20 protein-coding genes, 1 tRNA gene and 1 pseudogene are annotated in these 20,829 nt (G+C 55.6%); 14 read left to right on the forward strand and 8 right to left on the reverse strand.

Features of this window, described 5'->3' with window-relative positions; translation table 11 throughout:
• Position 1: 1 nt before the first annotated feature.
• The 7 genes and pseudogenes from ACQKE4_RS03305 to ACQKE4_RS03335 all read left to right on the forward strand — a co-directional run bounded on the left by ACQKE4_RS03305 (position 2) and on the right by ACQKE4_RS03335 (position 7,020).
• Positions 2-976: a Bug family tripartite tricarboxylate transporter substrate binding protein gene (locus ACQKE4_RS03305; protein WP_427386887.1), complete on the forward strand. Its 975-nt coding sequence runs from the start codon at positions 2-4 to the stop codon at positions 974-976.
• A gap of 4 nt (positions 977-980) precedes the next feature.
• A complete protein-coding gene (locus ACQKE4_RS03310; RefSeq protein ID WP_427386888.1) occupies positions 981-1,451 on the forward strand; it encodes a tripartite tricarboxylate transporter TctB family protein in 471 nt (156 codons plus the stop codon).
• Positions 1,451-2,956, forward strand: a complete 1,506-nt coding sequence (locus tag ACQKE4_RS03315; RefSeq protein ID WP_427386889.1) for a tripartite tricarboxylate transporter permease — start codon at positions 1,451-1,453, stop codon at positions 2,954-2,956. Before ACQKE4_RS03310 ends, ACQKE4_RS03315 begins: the two co-directional genes overlap by 1 nt.
• A gap of 52 nt (positions 2,957-3,008) precedes the next feature.
• On the forward strand, positions 3,009-3,707 hold the full coding sequence (locus ACQKE4_RS03320) for an SDR family NAD(P)-dependent oxidoreductase (RefSeq protein ID WP_286902410.1): 699 nt from the start codon (positions 3,009-3,011) through the stop codon (positions 3,705-3,707).
• 32 nt (positions 3,708-3,739) lie between these two features.
• Positions 3,740-4,528: an SDR family oxidoreductase gene (locus tag ACQKE4_RS03325; protein ID WP_427386890.1), complete on the forward strand. Its 789-nt coding sequence runs from the start codon at positions 3,740-3,742 to the stop codon at positions 4,526-4,528.
• A gap of 421 nt (positions 4,529-4,949) precedes the next feature.
• Positions 4,950-5,201: a BCCT family transporter gene (locus ACQKE4_RS03330; RefSeq protein ID WP_427386891.1), complete on the forward strand. Its 252-nt coding sequence runs from the start codon at positions 4,950-4,952 to the stop codon at positions 5,199-5,201.
• Between the two features lie 462 nt (positions 5,202-5,663).
• Positions 5,664-7,020, forward strand: a pseudogene (locus ACQKE4_RS03335) (IS3 family transposase).
• A 57-nt stretch (positions 7,021-7,077) separates the two neighbouring features.
• On the opposite strand, the gene ACQKE4_RS03340 reads toward ACQKE4_RS03335, so the two are convergent.
• Positions 7,078-7,154: transfer RNA gene (locus tag ACQKE4_RS03340), tRNA-Arg, on the reverse strand.
• A gap of 144 nt (positions 7,155-7,298) precedes the next feature.
• On the opposite strand from ACQKE4_RS03340, the gene ACQKE4_RS03345 reads away from it, so the two are divergent.
• Positions 7,299-8,294, forward strand: a complete 996-nt coding sequence (locus tag ACQKE4_RS03345; RefSeq protein ID WP_427386892.1) for a TRAP transporter substrate-binding protein — start codon at positions 7,299-7,301, stop codon at positions 8,292-8,294.
• A 26-nt stretch (positions 8,295-8,320) separates the two neighbouring features.
• Positions 8,321-9,286 carry a LysR family transcriptional regulator gene (locus ACQKE4_RS03350; RefSeq protein WP_427386893.1) on the forward strand — a complete coding sequence of 322 codons (966 nt, stop codon included), beginning with the start codon at positions 8,321-8,323 and terminating at the stop codon, positions 9,284-9,286.
• Positions 9,287-9,300: 14 nt separating this feature from the next.
• Here ACQKE4_RS03350 and ACQKE4_RS03355 read toward each other — a convergent pair whose 3' ends face one another.
• Positions 9,301-10,692 carry an FAD-binding oxidoreductase gene (locus ACQKE4_RS03355; RefSeq protein ID WP_427386894.1) on the reverse strand — a complete coding sequence of 464 codons (1,392 nt, stop codon included), beginning with the start codon at positions 10,690-10,692 and terminating at the stop codon, positions 9,301-9,303.
• Positions 10,693-10,960: 268 nt separating this feature from the next.
• On the opposite strand from ACQKE4_RS03355, the gene ACQKE4_RS03360 reads away from it, so the two are divergent.
• From ACQKE4_RS03360 to ACQKE4_RS03380, 5 genes are all read left to right on the forward strand, one after another.
• Positions 10,961-11,998, forward strand: a complete 1,038-nt coding sequence (locus ACQKE4_RS03360; RefSeq protein ID WP_427386895.1) for a TRAP transporter substrate-binding protein — start codon at positions 10,961-10,963, stop codon at positions 11,996-11,998.
• Positions 11,999-12,523: a TRAP transporter small permease gene (locus tag ACQKE4_RS03365; RefSeq protein ID WP_427386896.1), complete on the forward strand. Its 525-nt coding sequence runs from the start codon at positions 11,999-12,001 to the stop codon at positions 12,521-12,523. It begins immediately after the preceding gene.
• Positions 12,520-13,782 carry a TRAP transporter large permease gene (locus ACQKE4_RS03370; protein WP_427386897.1) on the forward strand — a complete coding sequence of 421 codons (1,263 nt, stop codon included), beginning with the start codon at positions 12,520-12,522 and terminating at the stop codon, positions 13,780-13,782. The genes ACQKE4_RS03365 and ACQKE4_RS03370 overlap by 4 nt, the downstream gene beginning before the upstream one ends.
• A gap of 442 nt (positions 13,783-14,224) precedes the next feature.
• Positions 14,225-15,151 carry a YihY/virulence factor BrkB family protein gene (locus tag ACQKE4_RS03375; RefSeq protein ID WP_427386898.1) on the forward strand — a complete coding sequence of 309 codons (927 nt, stop codon included), beginning with the start codon at positions 14,225-14,227 and terminating at the stop codon, positions 15,149-15,151.
• A gap of 85 nt (positions 15,152-15,236) precedes the next feature.
• The gene (locus tag ACQKE4_RS03380; RefSeq protein ID WP_427386899.1) at positions 15,237-16,001 is read left to right on the forward strand and encodes an SDR family oxidoreductase; all 765 of its coding nucleotides are present in this window, start codon (positions 15,237-15,239) and stop codon (positions 15,999-16,001) included.
• Between the two features lie 83 nt (positions 16,002-16,084).
• Here ACQKE4_RS03380 and ureG read toward each other — a convergent pair whose 3' ends face one another.
• The 6 genes from ureG to ureA form a co-directional block, all read right to left on the reverse strand.
• Entirely contained in the window at positions 16,085-16,741 is a 657-nt protein-coding gene (gene ureG / locus ACQKE4_RS03385) for an urease accessory protein UreG (RefSeq protein WP_427386900.1), read from the reverse strand.
• A 71-nt stretch (positions 16,742-16,812) separates the two neighbouring features.
• Positions 16,813-17,550 carry an urease accessory protein UreF gene (locus tag ACQKE4_RS03390; RefSeq protein ID WP_427387014.1) on the reverse strand — a complete coding sequence of 246 codons (738 nt, stop codon included), beginning with the start codon at positions 17,548-17,550 and terminating at the stop codon, positions 16,813-16,815.
• Complete coding sequence (gene ureE, locus ACQKE4_RS03395) at positions 17,540-18,070, reverse strand: urease accessory protein UreE (RefSeq protein ID WP_427386901.1); 531 nt, start codon at positions 18,068-18,070, stop codon at positions 17,540-17,542. Before ureE ends, ACQKE4_RS03390 begins: the two co-directional genes overlap by 11 nt.
• A gap of 225 nt (positions 18,071-18,295) precedes the next feature.
• The gene (gene ureC, locus ACQKE4_RS03400) at positions 18,296-20,011 is read right to left on the reverse strand and encodes an urease subunit alpha (RefSeq protein ID WP_427386902.1); all 1,716 of its coding nucleotides are present in this window, start codon (positions 20,009-20,011) and stop codon (positions 18,296-18,298) included.
• Between the two features lie 152 nt (positions 20,012-20,163).
• Entirely contained in the window at positions 20,164-20,487 is a 324-nt protein-coding gene (locus ACQKE4_RS03405) for an urease subunit beta (RefSeq protein ID WP_290838799.1), read from the reverse strand.
• A gap of 27 nt (positions 20,488-20,514) precedes the next feature.
• A complete protein-coding gene (ureA, locus tag ACQKE4_RS03410; protein ID WP_211595616.1) occupies positions 20,515-20,817 on the reverse strand; it encodes an urease subunit gamma in 303 nt (100 codons plus the stop codon).
• Positions 20,818-20,829: the final 12 nt, after the last annotated feature.

Consider the following 20,829-nt stretch of genomic DNA (forward strand, 5'->3'; position numbering starts at 1 on the left):
CATGATGTTTAACAAAACCCCGCTAGCCATATCCGTTAGCTTACTCGCTTTCGCCTTGTCAACCGGCAGTGCTCAAGCTGACTACCCCGAAAAACCGATTGAACTGATAGTCCCCTGGTCAGCGGGTGGCGGCACCGATGCAGTAGCCCGCCAGTTGGCCAATGGGCTGCAAGAACAGCTTGGGCAAACGGTAAATGTGGTCAACCGCACCGGCGGCGCTGGCGTGGTGGGTCATACAGTCATGGCCAATGCCGAGCCGGATGGCTATACCCTTGGCTTGGTGACCGCCGAGATCACTACCTATCGACACATTGGCAGCTCTCAAGTCTCGTATGAAGATCTGTCGCCGATTGCGTTGATCAATCTCGACGCCGCGGCGTTTAACGTCAGCGCCGAATCAGAGTGGGAAGACCTCGATAGCGCCCTGCAAGACATTGAAGCCAACCCCAACGAATACACTGTCTCGGGCTCTGCACCAGGCGCTGCCTATCATCTGGCATTCACTGGTTTCCTTAACCAGCAGGGCATTGATCCCAACACTGTTTCACTCGTCCCCAGCGAAGGTGCTGCCCCCGGCCTTCAGGAGCTCGCTGCCGGTGGTGTGGATTTTGTGTTCTCCTCACTGCCCGAAGCTGAATCCATGCGAAGTGCCGAGCGCGTAAGAACGCTCGCCGTGTTCGCCGACGAGCGCCTTGACGCCTTCCCTGACATTCCCACTGCCGAAGAAGTCACCGGCGACGAATGGGCGGCGGGTACGTGGCGTGGTCTGATCGGCCCTGAAGGATTACCCGATGATGTCGTCGATACCCTGGCGAAGGCCGCAGAAGCCGTCTACGAATCTGACCAATTCCAGGAGTTCATGACCAATCAGGGCTTCGGCATGCAGTGGGAAGGTCCGGAAGGCTTTCGCGACTTTATGGCTGAAGCTGACGAAAATAACGGTGAAATAATCGACAAGTTGGGCCTAGCAGAGTAACACCATGCGCATCAACGACCTCTTGATGGGGCTGGTAATGGCGCTGCTTGGCGCCATTACTATTTGGGCCTCCAAGGATTTCCCGCCGATAGCGCGCCAGCCCTACGGGGCTGGCACTTTTCCCACCATCATCGGCGCCTTTCTAGTTGGGCTTGGCCTGCTACTGTCACTTCGCGGCTGGCAGCAGCGTGGCGCCCTGTTCATTTGGCAGGGGCAGGTGACGCTGTCGCGTACTTTAATATGCCTGCTCGCTGTTATCACCGCCGTCGCTGGTTACGTTTTGCTAACGCCGCTGCTCGGCTTCCCACTGGTCGCGCCCATAATGCTCACCTTGTTGATTGGCTGGCTGTCAGGCGGCCGCTGGGGATTGGCCATTATCGTCGCCATTGTGGCAAGTGCGGTGGTATGGAGTGTTTTCGCATTATTGCTGCATGTGCCACTTGATCTGGGCATTCTCGAAGAGGTGATCTACTAATGGCGGAACTACACGCAGCATTAGGCATGGTGTTTGCCTGGGATGTCCTCGCGGTGATCCTCGGCGCTTCGCTATTTGGCCTGCTGATCGGCGCCATTCCAGGCTTGACCGCAACGATGGCGACCGCCTTGCTCGTACCGGTCACCTTTTTCATGGAACCGCTTCCAGCGATCAGCGCTATCGTAGCCGCCACGGCTATGGCTATCGTGGCTGGCGACATACCCGGTGCCCTGCTCCGTATACCTGGCACCCCCGCCTCAGCGGCTTACACTGAAGAAGCCTACCTGATGGGCCGTCAGGGAAAGATCGGCCAAGCCCTCGGAGTAAACTTGGCGTGCTCGGTCGTCGGCGGGCTCATCGGCGTTGCATTTCTCGTATTTTTCGCCCCACTGGTGGCTGATTTCGCTCTTCGCTTCACCAGCGACGAATACTTCTGGTTGGCCCTGCTCGGGCTTTCCTGCGCCGTGCTGGTATCTGGTGCAGATCCCCTCAAGGGCGCGATCTCAATGCTGATCGGCCTACTGATCTCGATGGTGGGCATGGATTCGGTCTCTGGCCAGATCCGTTTTACCTTCGGCATCTCTGATCTGCTCGGCGGCATCTCAATTCTGCCGGTACTGATTGGCCTGTTCGCCATCGCGGAGCTGCTGCGACGCATGCCAGAAATCGGCCACACCCATTTTCCTCCGCCTCCGCCGGTGGAAAAGCCATTTAGCGGCGTGGGCAGACTAATGTGGCAATACAAAGGAGGGATCGCGCGTAGTGGCGTGCTCGGCACGCTGATCGGCGCCCTGCCCGGGGCGGGGGCCGATATCGCTTCATGGATCAGCTACGCCTTGTCACGCAAACTCTCGCGCACGCCCGAAAAGTATGGCACCGGGCATCCCGAAGGGTTGGTCGCGGCTAGCTCGGCAAATAATGCCGCGCTCTCGGGTGCCTACATCCCTGCCCTGGTGTTCGGCATTCCTGGTGACACTATCACCGCCATTATTATCGGCGTACTGATGATGAAAGGCATTACACCAGGGCCAGATGTTTTCACCTCCAGCGCCACCTTGGTCAACGCCATATTCATCGTGTTCATACTGGCCAACCTGCTGCTATTACCTCTTGGTATGTTCGCCATTCGCGGCGCACGACATATCCTCGCAGTTCCTTTCAGCGTGCTGTACCCGCTCATTTTGCTGTTTTGCATCGTCGGTGCCTTCGCCGCCAACAACAGTCTGCTGGATGTCTGGCTGATGCTTGGGCTGGGCCTGCTGGCCTACTTTCTGGTGGAGAACGACTTCCCCATCGGGCCCATGATTCTGGCGGTAATTCTCGGCCCAGTGGTGGAGAGCAACTTTATGCGCTCAATGATTAAAGCCAACGGCGAGCTCCTGGTGCTCTTCGAACGCCCTATCGCTGCCATGCTGGGCGGACTCGCATTACTGGTATGGCTGGCCATTATCGTCTCCAGCGTGCGCTCGGCCTGGCAGACACGTGCGGCGGCGACCCCATCCTAAGCAACTCATTTTCGTAACCTAAACCCCTTTTCACGTTCTAAAGAGGAGCGATATGAAGACTGTTATCGTTATTGGTGGTACTACCGGCATCGGGCGGGCGATTGCGCAAGCGTTTGCCGCCCAGGGCGACGAGGTTCACGTCACCGGCATCGAGCCTGACAGCGAACAGCAGGCTGAAGGAGTGTCCGACCAACACCAACTCGACGTGCGTGACCCAGCCCAGGTTGAGCGCTTCTTCGCGGCATTCCCGCAGTTGGATGTGTTGGTAAACTGCGCTGGCGTTATCCAGCGTGACGGCAAGGAGTTCACGCCCAAAGGCTTTGCTGAGGTTATCGACATCAATCTCAACGGCACCCAGCGCTGCTGCCATGCCGCACATGCGGCCCTCAAGGCAACGGGTGGCTGCATTATCAATACCGCTTCAATGCTGTCGTTTTTTGGCAGCGGGCATGCCCCAGCCTACTCTGCCTCTAAGGGCGGCGTGGCCCAACTCACACGGTCGTTGGCGATCGCCTGGGCCAGCGATGGTATTCGCGTCAATGCCCTTGCGCCTGGCTGGATTGCCACCGACCTGACGGCAGCGCTCACCCAGAATAGCGAACGCTCGGCGGAACTCGTCGGCCGCACGCCCATGGGCCGCTGGGGAAAACCCGACGACCTCGCCGGGCCCGCGCTATTCTTGGCCTCTCCGGGCGCTAACTTTATAACGGGCATACTTTTACCGGTAGACGGTGGCTATTCGTCACGGTGAGCCCGAATATCGAAGAAATAGGAGGACATGGTATGGATCTGGGAATCGCGGGACGCTGGGCCGTGGTATGCGCGGCGAGCAAAGGTTTGGGGCGAGGCTGCGCCGAAGCGCTGGCCAAAGAGGGTGTCAACCTGGCCATCAACTCACGCAATACCGAGGTGCTCGAAAAGACAGCCGACGCGTTGAGAGCACTGAACCCGGCTATTCAGGTGCAGCCGGTGGCCGGCGATATCGGACGCGAGGAAGTACGGGAGGCGTTGCTGGCCGCCTGCCCCCATGTCGATATCCTTATCAACAATAACGGCGGGCCGCCACCAGGTGATTTTCGCGACTGGGATCGGGAAGCGTGGATACAGGCCGTGGATGCCAACATGATCACGCCTATAGAGCTGATCAAGGCCACGGTCGACCGTATGGCCGCCAACGGCTTTGGTCGCGTGGTCAATATCACCTCGGGCGCGGTCAAAGCCCCCATAGACATTCTCGGGCTCTCCAACGGTGCGCGCAGCGGGCTAACCGGCTTCGTCGCAGGGCTCGCTCGCCAGCCGCAACTCGCCTCGCACAACGTCACTATTAATAACCTATTACCCGGCTCATTTGATACCGACCGCCTGCGTGGCAACTTCGAAAATGTTGCGGAGAAGACTCAGCAAACTATCGAACAGGTACGCGAGCAGCGAGCCCAGGGCGTACCAGCCCGGCGATTTGGCACCGCCGGAGAGTTTGGTGCCTTCTGTGCCTTTATGTGCAGCGAACATGCGGGTTACTTGACCGGTCAGAACATTCTGCTCGACGGAGGTGCCTATACAGGAACGTTCTAACTGTGTGAGACGCCATTAATCGTTAGACATCGCTCCCTCTGCGCCTTATAGACGCACTCTCCACAGTCCATAGCTACCGCTGCGGCTTCCATAATAAGGCTTTAGCGGTGGCTTCCAGCAAGCCTTCGCTCGGCTGCCAGTGGCTGCCCACGTTTGAACTGGCAAAGTTAATTTCTACCGTTTGTTCTACATTAGACACTGGGTATGTTTGTATCAGCAAGCACCGAAGGGCCGGGCACTTCTGTGTATATCTGCCTGGGCCTGGGCCCTCAGCACTCTATTAAGGCGGCAGGATCGCATATGTACAGCTGCATTTCTGACGACACTTGATCAGTAAGAACCTGCGCTAGTGAAACTCGGCGTGATGTTCGCCCCTTCTATTCTTACGCTAATCTGATTTGCGATCTTCGGCTGGTCGGCGATGGAGATTGATGGCATAGGGCCCGCCGCACGGGAAGCCATGGGGGATCAGGCAGGTGTATTGTCTGCCGCGGTCGCGGAAAGTATCCCGCTCGCCATGTTTGCGTTCTTCGATAACTGCCCCGCCGCAACCTTGATTCAGGGCTTGGCGGTGTTGATCGTCGCCATCTTCTTCGCCACCTCGTCAGACTCCGCCTCCTTAGTCGTCGTTATGCTGTGTACCGTTAGCGCAGACCCAGGCAGAAAGAGTTGAAGCCGGAAGATTGGGGAGTGCACAACCTTATCCATAGCAGCTTCTCTTCTTGCGGGGTGGGCGTTAAAAACTCAAGCTTACGACATCGTTCTCTTAACAGGACACCTAGCAAAGAAATCTTCGGTACTAAACTTAATTCAAGCTAAGCTTTGTATAGGGGCTAATGAGATAACAGTAGCTTCTAAATAAAGAGCATAATAATTAACTATGAAGTGAAGGAGGCAAAATGGCGGTCAAACATACTCCAACAAATGAAGTGCATAAAGGATCAAAAGGTGGCAAAACTGGATGCGGGTTTGATACCCGTGAACACTCTTCCCACTGGGTATCCACCTCTGAACGAATTACCTGCGCCAAAAATGGGTGTAAGAACTAATATCTCAAGCCAATAAAAAAAGCCCGCGACTAAGTTGAACTGCACCCCAAAAGTTGGACACTCATCCAGCGATTGGGGTGTTTTTCATGGCGAAGTATAAGGAAGCGTTCAAGCTATTAGTCGTACAGCGCTACAAAGAAGGACAAGAGGGTTATAGATGGCTGGCCAAGCAGTATGGTCTTGACCATGCCACCGTCAGGCGTTGGGTGAAAAGCTATGAACAGCATGGCCTGAGCGGCCTGCAGAAGAAGTCCAGCCGCTACAGCGCCGAGTTCAAATTATTGGTGTTGCAACGGATGAGACAAGAGGATCTCTCAGCCCGACAAGCGATTGCCCTGTTCGATATCCGAGGTGGAGTGGGGGTCGTACGGGGTTGGCAAAGCCAGTATCATGAAGGAGGCTTCCAGGCGTTGGAGCCTAAAGCCCGAGGTCGCCCGACGAAGATGCCCACAGCAGAGCCCCCCAAGCCCCCACTTCCAGTGACTGAAAAGAGCTCGCTGGAGCAGCTGCTCCAAGAGAACGAATACTTGCGTGCTGAGGTGGCCTACCTAAAAAAATTGAGGGCCTTGCGTCAGGCCAAAGAGCAGGCCGCGCAGAAAAAGCGCGGGTAGTCCTTGAACTGAAGCAAGGCCACCCTTTGCCGGTGCTGCTAAAAGTCGCCGAACTGTCGCGTAGCACCTTCTATTATCAGGCAAGGGTTCAGCAGTTGGATGATCGGCATGCGGGTCTGAAGCGTCGAATTCACACCCTCTACGAGCGTCACAAAGGGCGCTACGGCTATCGCCGCATCACAGCAGCGTTGCGCCAGGCGGGAGAGCAGGTCAACCACAAGACAGTCCAACGCCTCATGAAGCACCTTGGGCTGAAGTCGTTGGTACGTCCGAAGAAATACCGCTCCTATCGTGGCCAGCAGGCCAGTGTTCCCAACCTTCTTGCCCGTCAGTTTCAGGCTGAACGCCCCAACCAACGGTGGGTCACCGACGTCACGGAGTTCAATGTCCGAGGCGAGAAGCTGTACCTGTCGCCCGTGATGGACCTCTATAACGGGGAAATTGTGTCTTACACAATGCAGAAACGACCACAGTTCTCGCTGGTAGGGGAGATGCTGAACAAAGCCTTAGCCAAGCTGACCGACCAAGACGCTCCGTTGCTGCATTCCGACAAGGTTGGCAATATCAGATGCCTGCCTACCGGCGCAAGCTCGCCGAGCATGGTGTGATCCAGAGCATGTCACGCAAGGGAAATTGCCTGGATAATGCCGCGATGGAGAGCTTCTTTGGAACGCTGAAGTCTGAATATTTCTACCTGAATCGGTTCGCCACTATTGAGCAGTTACAGGCGGGCATCCGACACTATATCCATTACTATAACCACGAGCGTATTAAGACCAAACTAAAAGGCCTGAGTCCGGTGCAGTACCGGAATCAGGCCTTGGCCGCTTAGTTGTTCACTGTCCAAGTTTATGGGGTCAGTTCAAAGTCGTGGGCTTTTTTTACAATTTGGCGCGCCCGGCAGGATTTGAACCTGCGACCCTCGGCTTCGGAGGCCGATACTCTATCCAACTGAGCTACGGGCGCTTGTGGGTGCGTATCGTAACTGTGCGGAGCGGCTGTGTCCAGCCGGGAAGCGGTTTTGCGGGCTTGTTCGATTGACCGTTTTCCCTGCTGTAGTGCATGCTTTGGGAGCACTTCTGCACCTTAGTCCATTGGGAACACAATAATATGAAAACATTTGCACGTAGCACGCTGGCACTGGGCATCTCACTGGCGCTGGTTAGCGCCGCGAACGCCGCTGATTTTGCTGATATGGATCCCGTTACCCTGCGCCTGGCCCACGTGGTCAATGAGCAGGATGGCTTCCACATTGCCGCCACCAAGTTTGAAGAACTGGTGGAAGAGCGCACCGACGGCAAGGTGGATATCGAGATCTACCCCAACGCCTCACTGGGTGACGAGCGCACGCTGCTGGAAGGCATGCAGATCGGCACGGTGGATATGGGCGTAATCACCAACGGGCCGGTAGCCAACTTTGTGGAAGAGATGGCGGTATTTGAACTGCCATTCCTGTTCCCCTCCCCGGAAGCCGCTTACCAAGTTCTTGATGGCGAGATCGGCCAGGAACTGCTCGACAAGCTTTCTGAGGTAAACCTGAAAGGTATGGCCTACGCCGAACGCGGTTTCCGTAACCTGACCAACAGCGAGCGCGCTGTAAACTCGCCGGAAGATCTGGACGGCCTGCGCATTCGCGTCATGGAAAATCCGGTTTACACCGATACCTTCCGCGAGTTGGGCGCCAACGCCATTCCCATGGCGTGGACAGAAGCGCTCACCGCCATGCAACAGGGCACCATCGACGGCCAGGAAAATCCAGTAAACGTGATTCACTCGTTCAACCTGGATGAAACCCAAAGCTACATGACTCTTTCGCGCCACACTTATGCCCCGGCAATTTTTGTCATGGGTATGCCCGCCTGGAACCAACTGCCTGAAAACGCCCAGGAAGTACTGCTAGCGGCAGCCCAGGAAGCCGCCGAGCATGAGCGCCAAGTGAATGCGGAGATGGAAGCTGAGCAGTTACAAGCCCTACGCGATGCAGGCATGGAAATTAACGAAACCCCGGATATGGAAGCCTTCCAGGCGGCCGTGGCACCAGTTTATGAGAAATACGGCGAGCAGTTCGGTGATTACCTGCCGCGCATTCAGGAGGCGCTTCAGTAACTCACCCGCAACAAGAGAATCGCCTGATGGCTGACACCCCCCATACGAAGCTGGCGAATAGACTCAATAAGATAAATCTCAATTTACTATTGGTCTTTCACACGCTTTATTGGAAAAGGAGTTTGACGCTGACCGCAGAGGCGCTCTGCCTGACGCAACCGGCGGTCAGCCATTCGCTGAAAAAGCTGCGCCTGTTAATGGATGACCCTCTGTTCATCAAGACGCTGGACGGCATGCAGCCCACCCCGCTTGCCCGGCAGATGGATGCCGCTGTGGCCAAAGGGCTGTTCTATCTTGATCAGGCGGTTCACAGCAACAGCGAGTTTTCTCCCGCCACATCGAAGCGGGAGTTTCGTGTCAGCCTAGTGGACTATGTCAGCCAACAGCTGCAACCCAAGCTTATCCAGCACTGCTTGGAACACGCCCCCGAGGTGTGTTTCAACATGCTCTCCACGCGCATCGCAAGCGCAGAAGGCGCCCAGCAGGTTCTGCAAGAGCACGATATCGACTTGGCGGTAGTGCAGCTCGAAACCCTGCCGCTCACCGCTCACCATGAGTACCTGTTTGACGATGTGATTGGCTGTGTGGGCGATGCCAGCTTTCATGGTGAGGGTAGCGCCATCACCCTTGAGGCGTTTTTAAACTCCCCGCAGGTCGCTCTATCCCATCGCGAGGACAGCCCGCTGCTCATCAATGAAAAGCTGCGGGAGCTGGGGTTGGAGCGTAAAATCGTCGCCAAGACGCCCTACATCAACCCATTGCAGGAAATATTGGCATCCACAACGCTGCTCTGCGTGGTGACAGAGAGCGCAGCCAGGGTTATTTGCCGCAACAATAGCCTGAAGTTCTACGCCCTGCCCCTGGACGTCCCAGCGTTCAAAGTCTGCCTGTGCTGGGATGAAAGGAAGGATCACGATGCGGGCATCCACTGGTTGCGGCAACTCATCAGGGCACTGATAACACCAGCCCCCTCCGCCCTGGGCGGTCTATAGCCAAACCGCCAAACTCACTCCACCGTCACGACTTTGCCGCGGTTTAACAGCAGCTTGGGATCCAGAGCGACCTTCATACGCTTCATTAAAGCGATCTCTTCGCTGGAGCGGGAAATGCTGAGATAGTCGCACTTTTCGAGCCCGATGCCGTGCTCGGCAGAGATCGAGCCGGCGTACTCTTGTAGCGGAGAGTAAACCAGTTGCTCGACTTGGCGGCGGCTTTGCGGGCTGTCGTCGCGCACCGTGATCATAATGTGCAGGTTGCCATCGCCCAGATGGCCGAACACGATCATTTTACCTGTTTCGGGGAACTGCGCCTTGAGGTTCTGCTCCAGGGTAGCAACGTAGGCGTCCATTTGCGGGATCGGCAGACTGACGTCATAGGAGAACATCGGCTTCAGTTCTTTCACCAGCACTTCAATATCTTCACGGATCGCCCAGATGCCCTGGCGCTGGGCGCCGGAGCTGGCTAGCACGGCATCGGTGATCAAGCCGTCCTCCATGGCATTTTCAAGCATCTCGGCGAAGTGCTCCGCATCCTGGCTGTCATCCAGGCCCAGGGTTTCGATAATCGCGTAAAAAGGCGAGTCATCGGCCAATGGGGGCGAGTGCTTGCCGCTCTCGGTCGTCACCAGCTTGTAGTGGCTATTCCACAACGCCTCGAAGGCGCTCAGGCTATTGGCGAGCTGTTGGGAGACCTTGCGCAACAGCTGGGTCAGGGCATCGAAGGATGGCACCGCCACCAGCGCGGTTTGCTCGCTGGGCATATGCGGCTGCAGCCGGAGCACGGCGCGGGTGACGATACCCAGGGTACCTTCGCTACCGATAAATAGCTGTTTGAGGTCGTAGCCTGCGTTGTTCTTGAGCATTTTGTTCAGCGAGCTGACCACGGTGCCGTCGCTGAGTACGGCTTCCAGCCCCAGCACTTGCTGTCGCATCATGCCGTAGCGGATGACCCGTATTCCGCCCGCGTTGGTGGCGATATTGCCGCCAATAGTGCACGAGCCCCGGGCGCCAAGGTCGAGGGGAAACTGCATATCGATCTCCGCTGCGGCTTCCTGCACCCGCTGGAGCGTTACCCCGGCCTGAACCTGAATGGTAGAGCCAACCAGGTCTACCTCTTCGATCTGGTTCATCAGCTCCAGAGACACGACCAGTTCCTCAGGGCTGGCTTCACCACCGTGCACAATGCCGGTCATGCCGCCATGGGTCACTACCAACTGGTCGGTCTGGTAGCACAGGGCCATCACTTTGCTGAGCTGTTCAGTGTTGCGGGGCCTGACAATGGCCTTGGCACGACAAGGCGCTCCGGTAAACCAGTCGACGCTACGCTGGGAGACATCGTCACCGCGCAACACGTTTTCTGGGCCGACTACCGCCACTAGGTCGTTAAGCAACTTATCCATTGGTTATTCCTGTTTTAGCTGGCGTTGCCATGGTTAGTAAGACTCGCCATCGGCTAAGCCTCACAATCACTTTCCAAGGCAGTTAATCAATCGTCAATGCTTGCAGGCTATCGCTAACCTTTAAATCACTCAAGCCCAAGATCTATAAAGATTTTTTGGATTATTATCGCGAATAGTGGAATAAAAATAAGTAATTTGCCCTATAAGTTCGATGTGGTATAGATGAAGCCCACCAAGATAATAAGAACAGCCATCACTAGGAGATAATGTGAATAATCGCGCCCGTTTTACCGCTCACTCTGCATCCTGTTATACAAATAAATTCAAACAGTTAAACCTAACCTTGCTATGCGCTGGCCTGCTGGGTTTACCGTTAATGGCCCAGGCTGAGGAAATAACCCCTACCAACCTGCGCTTAGCGACTGTCGTGAATACCCAAGACACTTACCATATCGCCGCCGAGCGCTTTCAGCAGCTCGTCAGCGAACAAACTGATGGCGCGGTTACCATTGAGATCTATCCCAACGCCTCTCTCGGTGATGAGCGTACTTTGCTAGAAGGTATGCAGATCGGCACCGTGGATATGGGCGTCATCACTAACGGCCCTGTTGCCAATTTCGTCGATGAGTTCTCCGTCTTTGAACTACCTTTTCTGTTTCCCACCTCCGAAGCTGCTTACTCGGTACTGGATGGCGAGATCGGCCAAGAAATCCTGGCTAAGTTGGAAGATGTGAACCTTAAAGGGCTGGCATACGCGGAACGCGGATTTCGTAATATCACCAATAGCCGAAATGCGATTAATGCACCCGAGGATCTCGATGGTTTGAGACTTCGCGTTATCGAGAATGAGGTCTACGTTGATACCTTCCGCGAGCTAGGCGCCAATGCTGTTCCCATGGCTTGGACAGAAGCGTTAACCGCACTGCAGCAAGGCACGATTGATGGTCAAGAAAATCCGGTTAATGCCATCCATGCCTTTAATCTGGCGGAAACCCAGGATTACCTCACCATGACTCGGCATATTTATGCGCCGGCGATTTTCATCATGAGCCTACCTGCCTGGAACGGTCTTCAGGAGGAACTCCAAAGTATCGTTCTTGACGCGGCGAAGGAAGCCTCCGCCCACGCCAGGGAGCAGAATGCTATTATGGAAGCTGAGCAACTAGCTGAACTGAGCGAGGCAGGCATGGAAATTAACGAAACCCCGGATATGGAAGCCTTCCAGGCGGCCGTGGCACCGGTGTATGAGAAATACGGCGAGCAGTTCGGTGATTACCTGCCGCGCATTCAGGAGGCGCTTCAGTAAGTGACCACATCGACTCAACCGCTGTTAACGCTACTGCGGCGAATTGAGCGCGGGCTGGATGCGATCATCCAGCCCGTGGTCTTTGCGGGCATGGCGGCGCTGATTGGGGTGATTACCCTGCAGATTGTCTCCCGGGTGCTGTTCAGCGCAGTGGGCTGGACCGAAGAGGTCGCTCGCTTTCTGCTGGTGTGGATCACCTTTTTGGCAGGCACTCTCGCCTTTCAGCGCGGCCGACACATTGCCGTGACCTTTGCCGTGGATGCCCTGCCCGGCCGCCTGCGCCATTTTGCACGCCTATTAGCATTGGGTATTATGCTGGCGTTTTTGATCACGCTGATTGTGATTGGCTACCGCTATATGCAGGTGCAGAGTTTTCAGAAATCCGCTTCGCTGCGGCTTTCGATGACCTATGTTTACGCGGTGATGCCCATCTGTGCGGCGATCATGGCGTGGTACGCGCTGGTCGATATCATTGAGCTACTGCTGGGCGACGAGACGACCCACGCTCAGGAGGAGCCGCTATGACGCTGCTGCTGTTTGGGCTGTTCTTCCTGTTTATGCTGCTCGGCGTGCCGATTGCTTTTGCGATTGGTGCCAGTACGCTCTATGCCTTGCATCAGTCCGGCGTGCCGCTGATGGTGGTCACCCAGCAGATGTTCCAGGGGATTAACTCCTTTGCCCTGGTTGCTATCCCGATGTTTATCCTCGCTGGGGATTTAATGGCCCAGGGCAAGGTGAGCGAAAAGCTGGTCAGCTTTGCCGATTCGCTGGTTGGCTTTATGCGCGGCGGGCTTTCGGTGGTCTCGGTGATGGCGGGTATGTTCTTTGCGGCCATTTCTGGTTCTGGTGCAGCCACCACGGCGGCGGTAGGCTCAAGCCTGGTGCCAGAGCTTAAACGCAAAGGCTATGACCCGGCCTCGGCGGCTAGCTTAATCGCCGCCAGCGGTACCATCGGGGTGGTGATCCCGCCCTCGGTGCCGATGATTATCTATGCGGTGATTGCCCAGCAATCGGTCTCTAAGCTGTTTTTAAACGGCTTTTTGCCGGGGCTAGCAATGGGATTGGGGTTAATGGCCATCGCGATTGTGCAGGCCTATAAGCGCCAGTACCCTAAAGGCACACCACTCTCGCTAACCACCATCTGGAACACCTTTAAAGATGCCAGCTGGGGGTTAATGACACCGGTGATTATCCTTGGCGGTATCTTCTCAGGAATTTTTACGCCTTCGGAAGCGGCAGTCGTGGCAGTGAATTACGCCATGCTGGTGTCGCTGTTTGTCTATCGTGACCTGAACCTGCCGCAGATTTACAAGCTGCTGATCCGTTCGGCGATGACTACCGCGGTGATTATGCTGGTGATTGCGATGTCGGCGGTGCTGAGTTGGACGCTGTCTAGCTGGCAGGTGCCGGGAGCGATTGCCCAGGCGGTGCTGTCACTCTCCACTAACCCTTATGTGATTATGCTGCTGATCGTGGGGATTATTCTGCTCACTGGGGTGTTTATAGAAACCGCAAGTGCGCTGATTATTCTCACGCCCGTGCTGCTGCCGCTGGTATTGCAATTGGGGATTGACCCAATTCACTTTGGTTTGATTATTGTGGTGGGGCTTTCGATTGGCATGATAACGCCGCCGGTGGCGATTAACCTTTACGTAGCGTCATCCATCACCCAGCTACCACTTGAGCGCATTACCCGAGCGATTGTGCCGTATATGCTGGGTTTAATTGGCGTATTGTTACTGGTGGTCTATGTGCCGATTTTATTGGGCTGGTCTGGGCATTAACTTTCGCCATGACATGCAGTATTAGGTGATGGCTTAGCGGTGGCTTGTTGCAACAGCACTATCATCGCATCGTCTAAAAAATAACTTATGCGGTGTCGTTTTAGCCACTATTGATGATTTTTTTGCTTTATATGCAACTATTTAGCTAAAAAGCACTACTCCATAACCTAGGTTAAGGTGAGTGCAGGCGAATGCGTTCATGGTAGTGGAGTGGTGGCCAGGGATGGCCCGTTTTAAGCAAGCCGCTTAGCCACCTATCTTTGGTTGCCCTGACCCATTTTACCGCCTGGTCAGGGCGACCTTTTTATTTTAGGGTCATCTTGCAGCCCATCTCTACGTACTGATCTCACCTAAATCCTAATTAAGCAATTACCGAGCTCCTTGTTATTTGTTAGTGCCATCAGCGTATCATGGCCCTAGTGTTCAAGGAGAATGGCAAGCCATGGTTCGAAACCACTCATTTTTTAGCGCTGTCTTGCTCCTGCTTCCGCGGCTGGCTCACTTTGCCTGGCGCGTATTACACCACTTTCTGAAAAATCGCGGCATCCTGATTGCCGGTGGGGTGGGCTATAATATTCTGCTTTCCATCGTGCCGCTTTTTGCCCTGCTCGTTGTGCTATTAACCCAAGTGGTGGATGAACAGCATCTTCTCAATGTGCTGACCGTACAGGCACGCCATCTGGCGCCCGCCCATGCCGAAGTTTTGCTGGAAGCCGTGCGCGGCTTGCTGAGTTCCCGGGACGTCATCGGCATTTTGAGTTTTCCTATTCTATTACTCTTCAGCTCGTTTGCTTTTCGTATGCTGGAAGACGCTCTGGCGATCATTTTTCATGCGCCGGAGCACCCTTATATCAAGCGCAGCGCCTGGGTTTCCGTCATGTTGCCTTACGCCTTTATGGTGGTGCTGGGGGCAGGGCTGATGGTACTCACGCTGGTCGTCACCCTAGCCAGTTCGCTTAATACGCTCGTTATCGCCATTTTCGCGCGGGAACTGCCGCTGGCGGGTTTCTCAGGACCCGTGCTTAACCTGGCTAGTTTTATCGGGGTTTTCCTGCTGTTTAGCGCTATCTATAAAGTGCTTCCGGTGGTGCGTATCGCCATTCGTAGGGCGGTGGTAGGAGGCTTCGTGGCAGCGCTGTTGTGGGAGGGCGTGCGGCTGTTGCTGGTTTATTATTTCGCCAATCTCTCGTTCGTCAACGCGGTCTACGGTTCTCTGGCGGCGCTGGTAATCTTGCTGATTACCCTGGAAGTAGGCGCCATCATTTTACTACTGGGCGCCCAGGTGATTGCCGAACTAGAGCGAAATTCGCGCCTTGACCTACCATGGTATGCCGACCCAAGCCGTCAGCCAATTACACGGGTAAAGTGAGTAATCAGGGCGGGGCTGAGCTAGTCTTTCAATCACTAATCGCAAAATCACGTTAGAAAAAACAAAGCTATAAGAGGTGAGAACGATGACGTTATTCGATCTAACCGGCCGCACGGCGCTAATTACCGGCTCATCCGGCGGGCTTGGGCTCGCGATGGCGCGCGGGCTGGCTCAGTCAGGCGCCCAAATCATTATTCATGGGCGTAATCATGACAAGCTTGAAGCCGCGCGGAACGCGCTCTGCGAGGAAGGCTATAGTGTGCTCACAACGTCGTTTGATGTTAGCGACGAGACCGCCATTGAGCAGGCACTTGAAGCGTTGAATGCCGATGGAATCAATATCGATATCCTGGTCAATAATGCAGGCGTGCAACTTCGTCGTCCGTTAATTGAGGTCGAACTCGATCAGTGGGATAAGGTTATTAGCACGAACCTGACCAGTACTTTTCTGCTGGGACGCAACGTTGCCAGGCAAATGATTGCGCGCGGTAAAGGCGGCAAAATTATTAATATCGGTTCGCTGATGAGCTCCGTAGCCCGACCGACGGTGGGTGCTTATACGGCGTCCAAAGGCGGCGTGCGTTTATTGACGCAATCCATGGCAGCGGAGTGGGCTGAGCATGATATTCAGACCAACGCTATTGGCCCTGGCTACATGATCACGGAAATGACTCAGCCGTTGGTCGACGATCCGAAATTTAATGACTGGCTAATTAACCGCACGCCTTCCAAACGCTGGGGGGTGCCTGAAGATCTTGTTGGCACCGTGGTCTATCTTGCATCCCCGGCGTCGAACTATGTCAATGGCCAGATCATTTACGTCGACGGCGGCATGCTGGCCGTTATTTAAAGCCGCTGAGCTAAGGTTCGTCAGTCAGCTGCAGCTATCAAAGGCCGCCAAACATTTGGCGGCCTTTGTGCATCGAAAGCTTACTAAATTGCCCCTGTACTCGCGGAAGCCGCTGTATCAGCCTGCGGGCGTCGCTCGTCCAGCATCCCTTTGTCGAGAATAAAGCGGATGATCTCTTCAAGCCCTACACCGTCATAAAGATTGGTAAAGACAAAGGGGCGCTCACCGCGCATTTTCTTTGAGTCCCGCGCCATGATGTCGAGCGATGCATGCACCTGCTCGGCGATATCCATCTTATTGATAATCAGCAGGTCGGATTTAGTGATGCCAGGCCCGCCTTTGCGGGGAATTTTATCGCCTGCGGAAACATCGATGACGTAGAGCGTCAGGTCGGAAAGCTCGGGGCTAAAGGTGGCTGAGAGGTTATCGCCACCCGACTCCACCATCACCAGCTCAAGCTTAGGATGCCGTGCTTGCAGCTCATCGATGGCCGCCAGGTTCATGGAGGCATCTTCACGAATGGCGGTATGCGGGCAGCCGCCGGTCTCTACGCCGAGAATACGGTCTGCGGGCAGTGCATCGTGTTTGAGCAGAAAGTCGGCGTCTTCGCGGGTGTAGATATCATTCGTGACCACGGCGATATCGTAGTAGTCCCGCAGCGCTAAACAGAGCTGCTTGAGCAGTGCGGTTTTACCGGAACCCACCGGGCCGCCCACGCCAATGCGTAAACAGTGCGTCATCGTTCTCTCCTCAATAAATAAACTGATTAACGTCTAAGCGATTAACTTCTAAATCATTAATTTCTAAGCCATTAACTTCTGAACAGGCGCGAATATTGGGTTTCGTGCAACGCACTGGCCAGGGCTAAACCGGGCAGCACGGGGCCTAGCTCTTCATCTTCCAGCGTCAGCGCTTGATCAACAGCGGACACTAATGCAGGACGCATTTGCTCTATGACGCGCTGAGCAGAGGTGTGGCCCAGCGGTAAGGCTTTGCAGGCCACCGCCAGTTGGTTTTCCAACCACGCCCAAGCAAAGCCCAGCAGCGTTTGGCGAACGGATACGCCACGTGAGTGAGCCGTGAATGCAAATAGCGTCACATAGCCCGCATGATCTGGCAATAAGGCGGGTAGTAAGTACTCACTTGACATCAAGTCCAGGCTGGTTAACAAGCGCTTAAGCGAGGCGCCCAGGCGGCTATCTTCAGCGGCTAATTCAGCGGTTTCACGGGTGGCAGCCAGCCACTCGTCCCACTCAGCTATCTTTGCACTAGCGGCGTCACTATCGGCTGAACCACCGGCTTGGCTAAACGCTTGATGTAATCGCGCCAGCACCGGCAGCTCGCAGCGGGTTAGGCCATCTTCCAATACGCCATTCAGCCACTCAATAAGGCTGGCTTCATCCCGCACCCAATCAAGTTCAAAGGCACTCTCCAACCCTTGTGAGAAGGCAAAAGCACCGATAGGTAGCGCGGGGCTTACCAGTTGCATGAGCCCTAGCAGCGCTAAATCATCGCGTTGGCTTTCTGGCGCGGCAGGTTCAGTGGGCATGGTGGTGCTCATGCGAATGGTCGTGGTCGTGAGAATGGCCGTGCCCGTGGGAATGGTCATGGGAGTGCCCACCACCGCCTACTTGGTTATAGGCGCCCGGCTCCGGGTCGAAGGTGTCGTCGTGGTGCTCCAACTCGGCGCCCAGTAGCACAGCCAGTTCTTCCAGCACATGATCCGGCGGGAAGCGTACCCAAGCGCCCTTCTCATCTTCGCCCAGCGCCAGCTGAACGTGGCGATTGCCCAGGTGATAGGCCAGCCGCGCCAGCGGTAAGCCAGCACTCACTCGCGCGGTAACCACCGGTTCTACTGCGGCGCATACGCGCACAACTTCACCGCTTTCGGCTTTTAGGCCTTCGCCGCTGCGCAGTACCGGGCCGCGATCCAGAAATAGGCCCAGCTCGCGACCACTATCGCTTTGAGCTTTTAAGCGCCCACGAATACGTAGCTCAAAGGGCAGCGTCAGCGTATCGCTGGCGGCGCTTTCCTCTATAGGCCCTAATCGTTCTATGAGTTTAAGCATTGATATCGTCCTATTAAAAACCTGCAAGTTAAGCACCCAGCAGCCGAGCCGGGGTAGGTCGTAGTGAGGGTCTTTTGCCATGGCCGGAAAATGTTCCATACATTTCCGGCATTTCCTCCATCCCTGGAGGGCAGATGGCAAAAGTAGCGTACAGGGATGTATTTACAGCGCCCTCACGTAGATCTACCCCCGGCACTGCACTTACTGGCGGTCACAGTGCGCTATTCAAAATAAATGATAACGCTGGGCCAGCGGCAGCTCGGTTGCGGGTTCGCAGGTTAAAATTTCACCATCGCAACGCACTTCGTAGGTTTGTGGGTCTACGGTCAGCTCCGGGCAAGCGTCGTTGAGCTTCATATCTTTCTTGCGCACGCCGCGCACGTTTTTACACGCCGCCAGCGTACTCTGCAGGCCTAAACGCTCTTTAATACCAGCATCCAACGCAGCTTGGCTGACAAAATTCAGCCGAGTCTGGCTGGCGGCGCGGCCAAAAGCACCAAACATGTGGCGGTAGTGAACCGGCTGGGGCGTGGGAATCGATGCGTTAGGATCACCCATGGGAGCCGCCGCAATCATGCCGCCCTTAATAATCATCGCTGGTTTCACGCCGAAGAAGGCAGGTTTCCACAGCACCAAATCGGCCAGCTTACCCACCTCGATAGAGCCTACTTCGTGGCTGATGCCGTGAGTAATCGCCGGGTTAATGGTGTACTTGGCGATATAGCGCTTGGCACGAAAGTTATCCGCGCCCAGCGTTTCGTCTTCCGACAACAGGCCGCGCTGCACTTTCATTTTGTGCGCGGTTTGCCAGGTACGGCAGACCACTTCACCTACTCGCCCCATGGCTTGAGAGTCAGATGCGATCATCGAGATCACACCAAGATCGTGGAGGATATCTTCAGCCGCAATGGTTTCGCGGCGAATGCGCGAGTCGGCGAAGGCCACGTCTTCGGGAATATTGGGATCGAGGTGGTGGCACACCATCAGCATATCGAGGTGTTCGTCGATGGTGTTGATAGTGTAGGGCCGCGTTGGATTGGTCGATGACGGCAACACGTACTCTTTCGAGCAGGCGGTGAGGATATCCGGGGCGTGGCCACCGCCTGCACCTTCCGTGTGGTAGGTGTGAATACCGCGCTCTTTAAACGCGGCCAGGGTGTCTTCGACAAAGCCCGATTCGTTTAGGGTGTCGGTGTGGATCGCGATCTGCACATCGTACTTTTCCGCCACGCTTAGGCAGTTATCAATCGATGCGGGGGTGGTGCCCCAGTCTTCGTGAAGCTTAAGGCCCATGGCACCCGCTTCCAACTGCGCCTCTAACCCTTCCGGCAGGCTAGCGTTGCCTTTGCCCAGCAGGCCAATGTTCATCGGCAGGTCGTCCACCGCCTGAAGCATTTTGCCGATATGCCATGCACCCGGCGTACAGGTGGTGGCGTTAGAGCCGGTAGCCGGGCCAGTGCCACCACCCAGCATGGTGGTCACGCCACTCATTAGCGCCTCTTCCACCTGCTGAGGGCAAATAAAGTGGATATGGGCGTCGATGCCGCCAGCGGTGAGGATTTTGCCTTCACCGGAGATAATTTCGGTGCCGGGCCCAATCACGATCTCAACATCGGGCTGTACATCCGGGTTGCCCGCTTTACCAATCGCGGCGATGCGGCCGTTTTGAATACCCACATCAGCTTTGACGATGCCCCACCAGTCTAAAATCAGCGCGTTGGTGATGACGGTATCCATCACGGTGTCATCATTGCGCTGGCTTTGGCCCATGCCGTCACGGATCACTTTGCCGCCGCCAAATTTCACTTCATCGCCGTAATGAGTGGCGTCTTTTTCAACTTCAATCCACAGCTCAGTATCGCCCAGGCGCACGCGGTCGCCTACCGTGGGCCCATACATATCGGCGTAGGCTTGCCGACTGATCTTGTTTACCGGTTTCATGTGTTGCCTCTCCTAAAAGATGAAGCTTGGCAGTGGGGAGGTCATCACTCATGGGACACGCTGTGAATACGTCCCTGTACGCTTGACTGCGGCATCCATGCCGCAGACAGTCCCATGAGCAATGGCCTCCCTAGCCTAATCGCCTTACGCCATTAGCTATTTAGAGGGCGATCCAGCGGCCCCATGACATCACCACGAAAGCCATAGATTTCCCGCTTGCCCACAAAGGGAATCAGCGTAACTTCGCGGGTTTGGCCGGGCTCAAAGCGAATCGCCGTGCCTGCGGCCACATCCAAGCGGTAACCTCGGGTTTTGGTGCGATCAAACACCAGCGCGGGGTTGGCTTCGGCAAAGTGGTAGTGGGAGCCCAACTGGATAGGGCGGTCGCCGGTATTAGCCACTTCCACCGTAATTCGCTCGCGGCCCACACACAGTTCGATATCGCCGTCTTTTAACTGATATTCACCAGGAATCATCTGCTTGCTCCGTTGTTCAATCGCCCCTCACACAATAGGCGTATGGACAGTGACCAGTTTGGTGCCGTCGGGGAAAGTGGCTTCGACCTGTACTTCGTCGACCATTTCAGCCACACCTTCCATCACATCATCACGGCTAAGGATTTCGCGGCCATAGCTCATTAAATCAGCCACGCTGCGGCCATCCCGGGCGCCTTCCATGATCTCGAAGCTGATCAGGGCTACCGCTTCGGGGTAGTTGAGCTTTAAACCACGTGCTTTGCGACGCTCGGCCAGTTGGGCGGCAGAGAACAGCAGCAGCTTGTCTTTGTCTCTCGGGGTTAATTCCATGACATGTGTCTC

It is taken from the genome of Halomonas sp. NPDC076908 (assembly GCF_050269715.1).
In the GTDB taxonomy this organism is placed as follows: Bacteria; Pseudomonadota; Gammaproteobacteria; order Pseudomonadales; family Halomonadaceae; genus Vreelandella.

Coding starts and splice junctions, on each gene's coding strand:
- ACQKE4_RS03305 (WP_427386887.1), top strand. CDS start 2: ATGATGTTTAACAAAACCCCGCTAGCCATATCCGTTAGCTTACTCGCT.
- ACQKE4_RS03310 (WP_427386888.1), top strand. CDS start 981: ATGCGCATCAACGACCTCTTGATGGGGCTGGTAATGGCGCTGCTTGGC.
- ACQKE4_RS03315 (WP_427386889.1), top strand. CDS start 1,451: ATGGCGGAACTACACGCAGCATTAGGCATGGTGTTTGCCTGGGATGTC.
- ACQKE4_RS03320 (WP_286902410.1), top strand. CDS start 3,009: ATGAAGACTGTTATCGTTATTGGTGGTACTACCGGCATCGGGCGGGCG.
- ACQKE4_RS03325 (WP_427386890.1), top strand. CDS start 3,740: ATGGATCTGGGAATCGCGGGACGCTGGGCCGTGGTATGCGCGGCGAGC.
- ACQKE4_RS03330 (WP_427386891.1), top strand. CDS start 4,950: ATGGAGATTGATGGCATAGGGCCCGCCGCACGGGAAGCCATGGGGGAT.
- ACQKE4_RS03345 (WP_427386892.1), top strand. CDS start 7,299: ATGAAAACATTTGCACGTAGCACGCTGGCACTGGGCATCTCACTGGCG.
- ACQKE4_RS03350 (WP_427386893.1), top strand. CDS start 8,321: ATGGCTGACACCCCCCATACGAAGCTGGCGAATAGACTCAATAAGATA.
- ACQKE4_RS03355 (WP_427386894.1), bottom strand. CDS start 10,692: ATGGATAAGTTGCTTAACGACCTAGTGGCGGTAGTCGGCCCAGAAAAC.
- ACQKE4_RS03370 (WP_427386897.1), top strand. CDS start 12,520: ATGACGCTGCTGCTGTTTGGGCTGTTCTTCCTGTTTATGCTGCTCGGC.
- ACQKE4_RS03375 (WP_427386898.1), top strand. CDS start 14,225: ATGGTTCGAAACCACTCATTTTTTAGCGCTGTCTTGCTCCTGCTTCCG.
- ACQKE4_RS03380 (WP_427386899.1), top strand. CDS start 15,237: ATGACGTTATTCGATCTAACCGGCCGCACGGCGCTAATTACCGGCTCA.
- ureG (WP_427386900.1), bottom strand. CDS start 16,741: ATGACGCACTGTTTACGCATTGGCGTGGGCGGCCCGGTGGGTTCCGGT.
- ACQKE4_RS03390 (WP_427387014.1), bottom strand. CDS start 17,550: ATGCCCACTGAACCTGCCGCGCCAGAAAGCCAACGCGATGATTTAGCG.
- ureE (WP_427386901.1), bottom strand. CDS start 18,070: ATGCTTAAACTCATAGAACGATTAGGGCCTATAGAGGAAAGCGCCGCC.
- ureC (WP_427386902.1), bottom strand. CDS start 20,011: ATGAAACCGGTAAACAAGATCAGTCGGCAAGCCTACGCCGATATGTAT.
- ACQKE4_RS03405 (WP_290838799.1), bottom strand. CDS start 20,487: ATGATTCCTGGTGAATATCAGTTAAAAGACGGCGATATCGAACTGTGT.
- ureA (WP_211595616.1), bottom strand. CDS start 20,817: ATGGAATTAACCCCGAGAGACAAAGACAAGCTGCTGCTGTTCTCTGCC.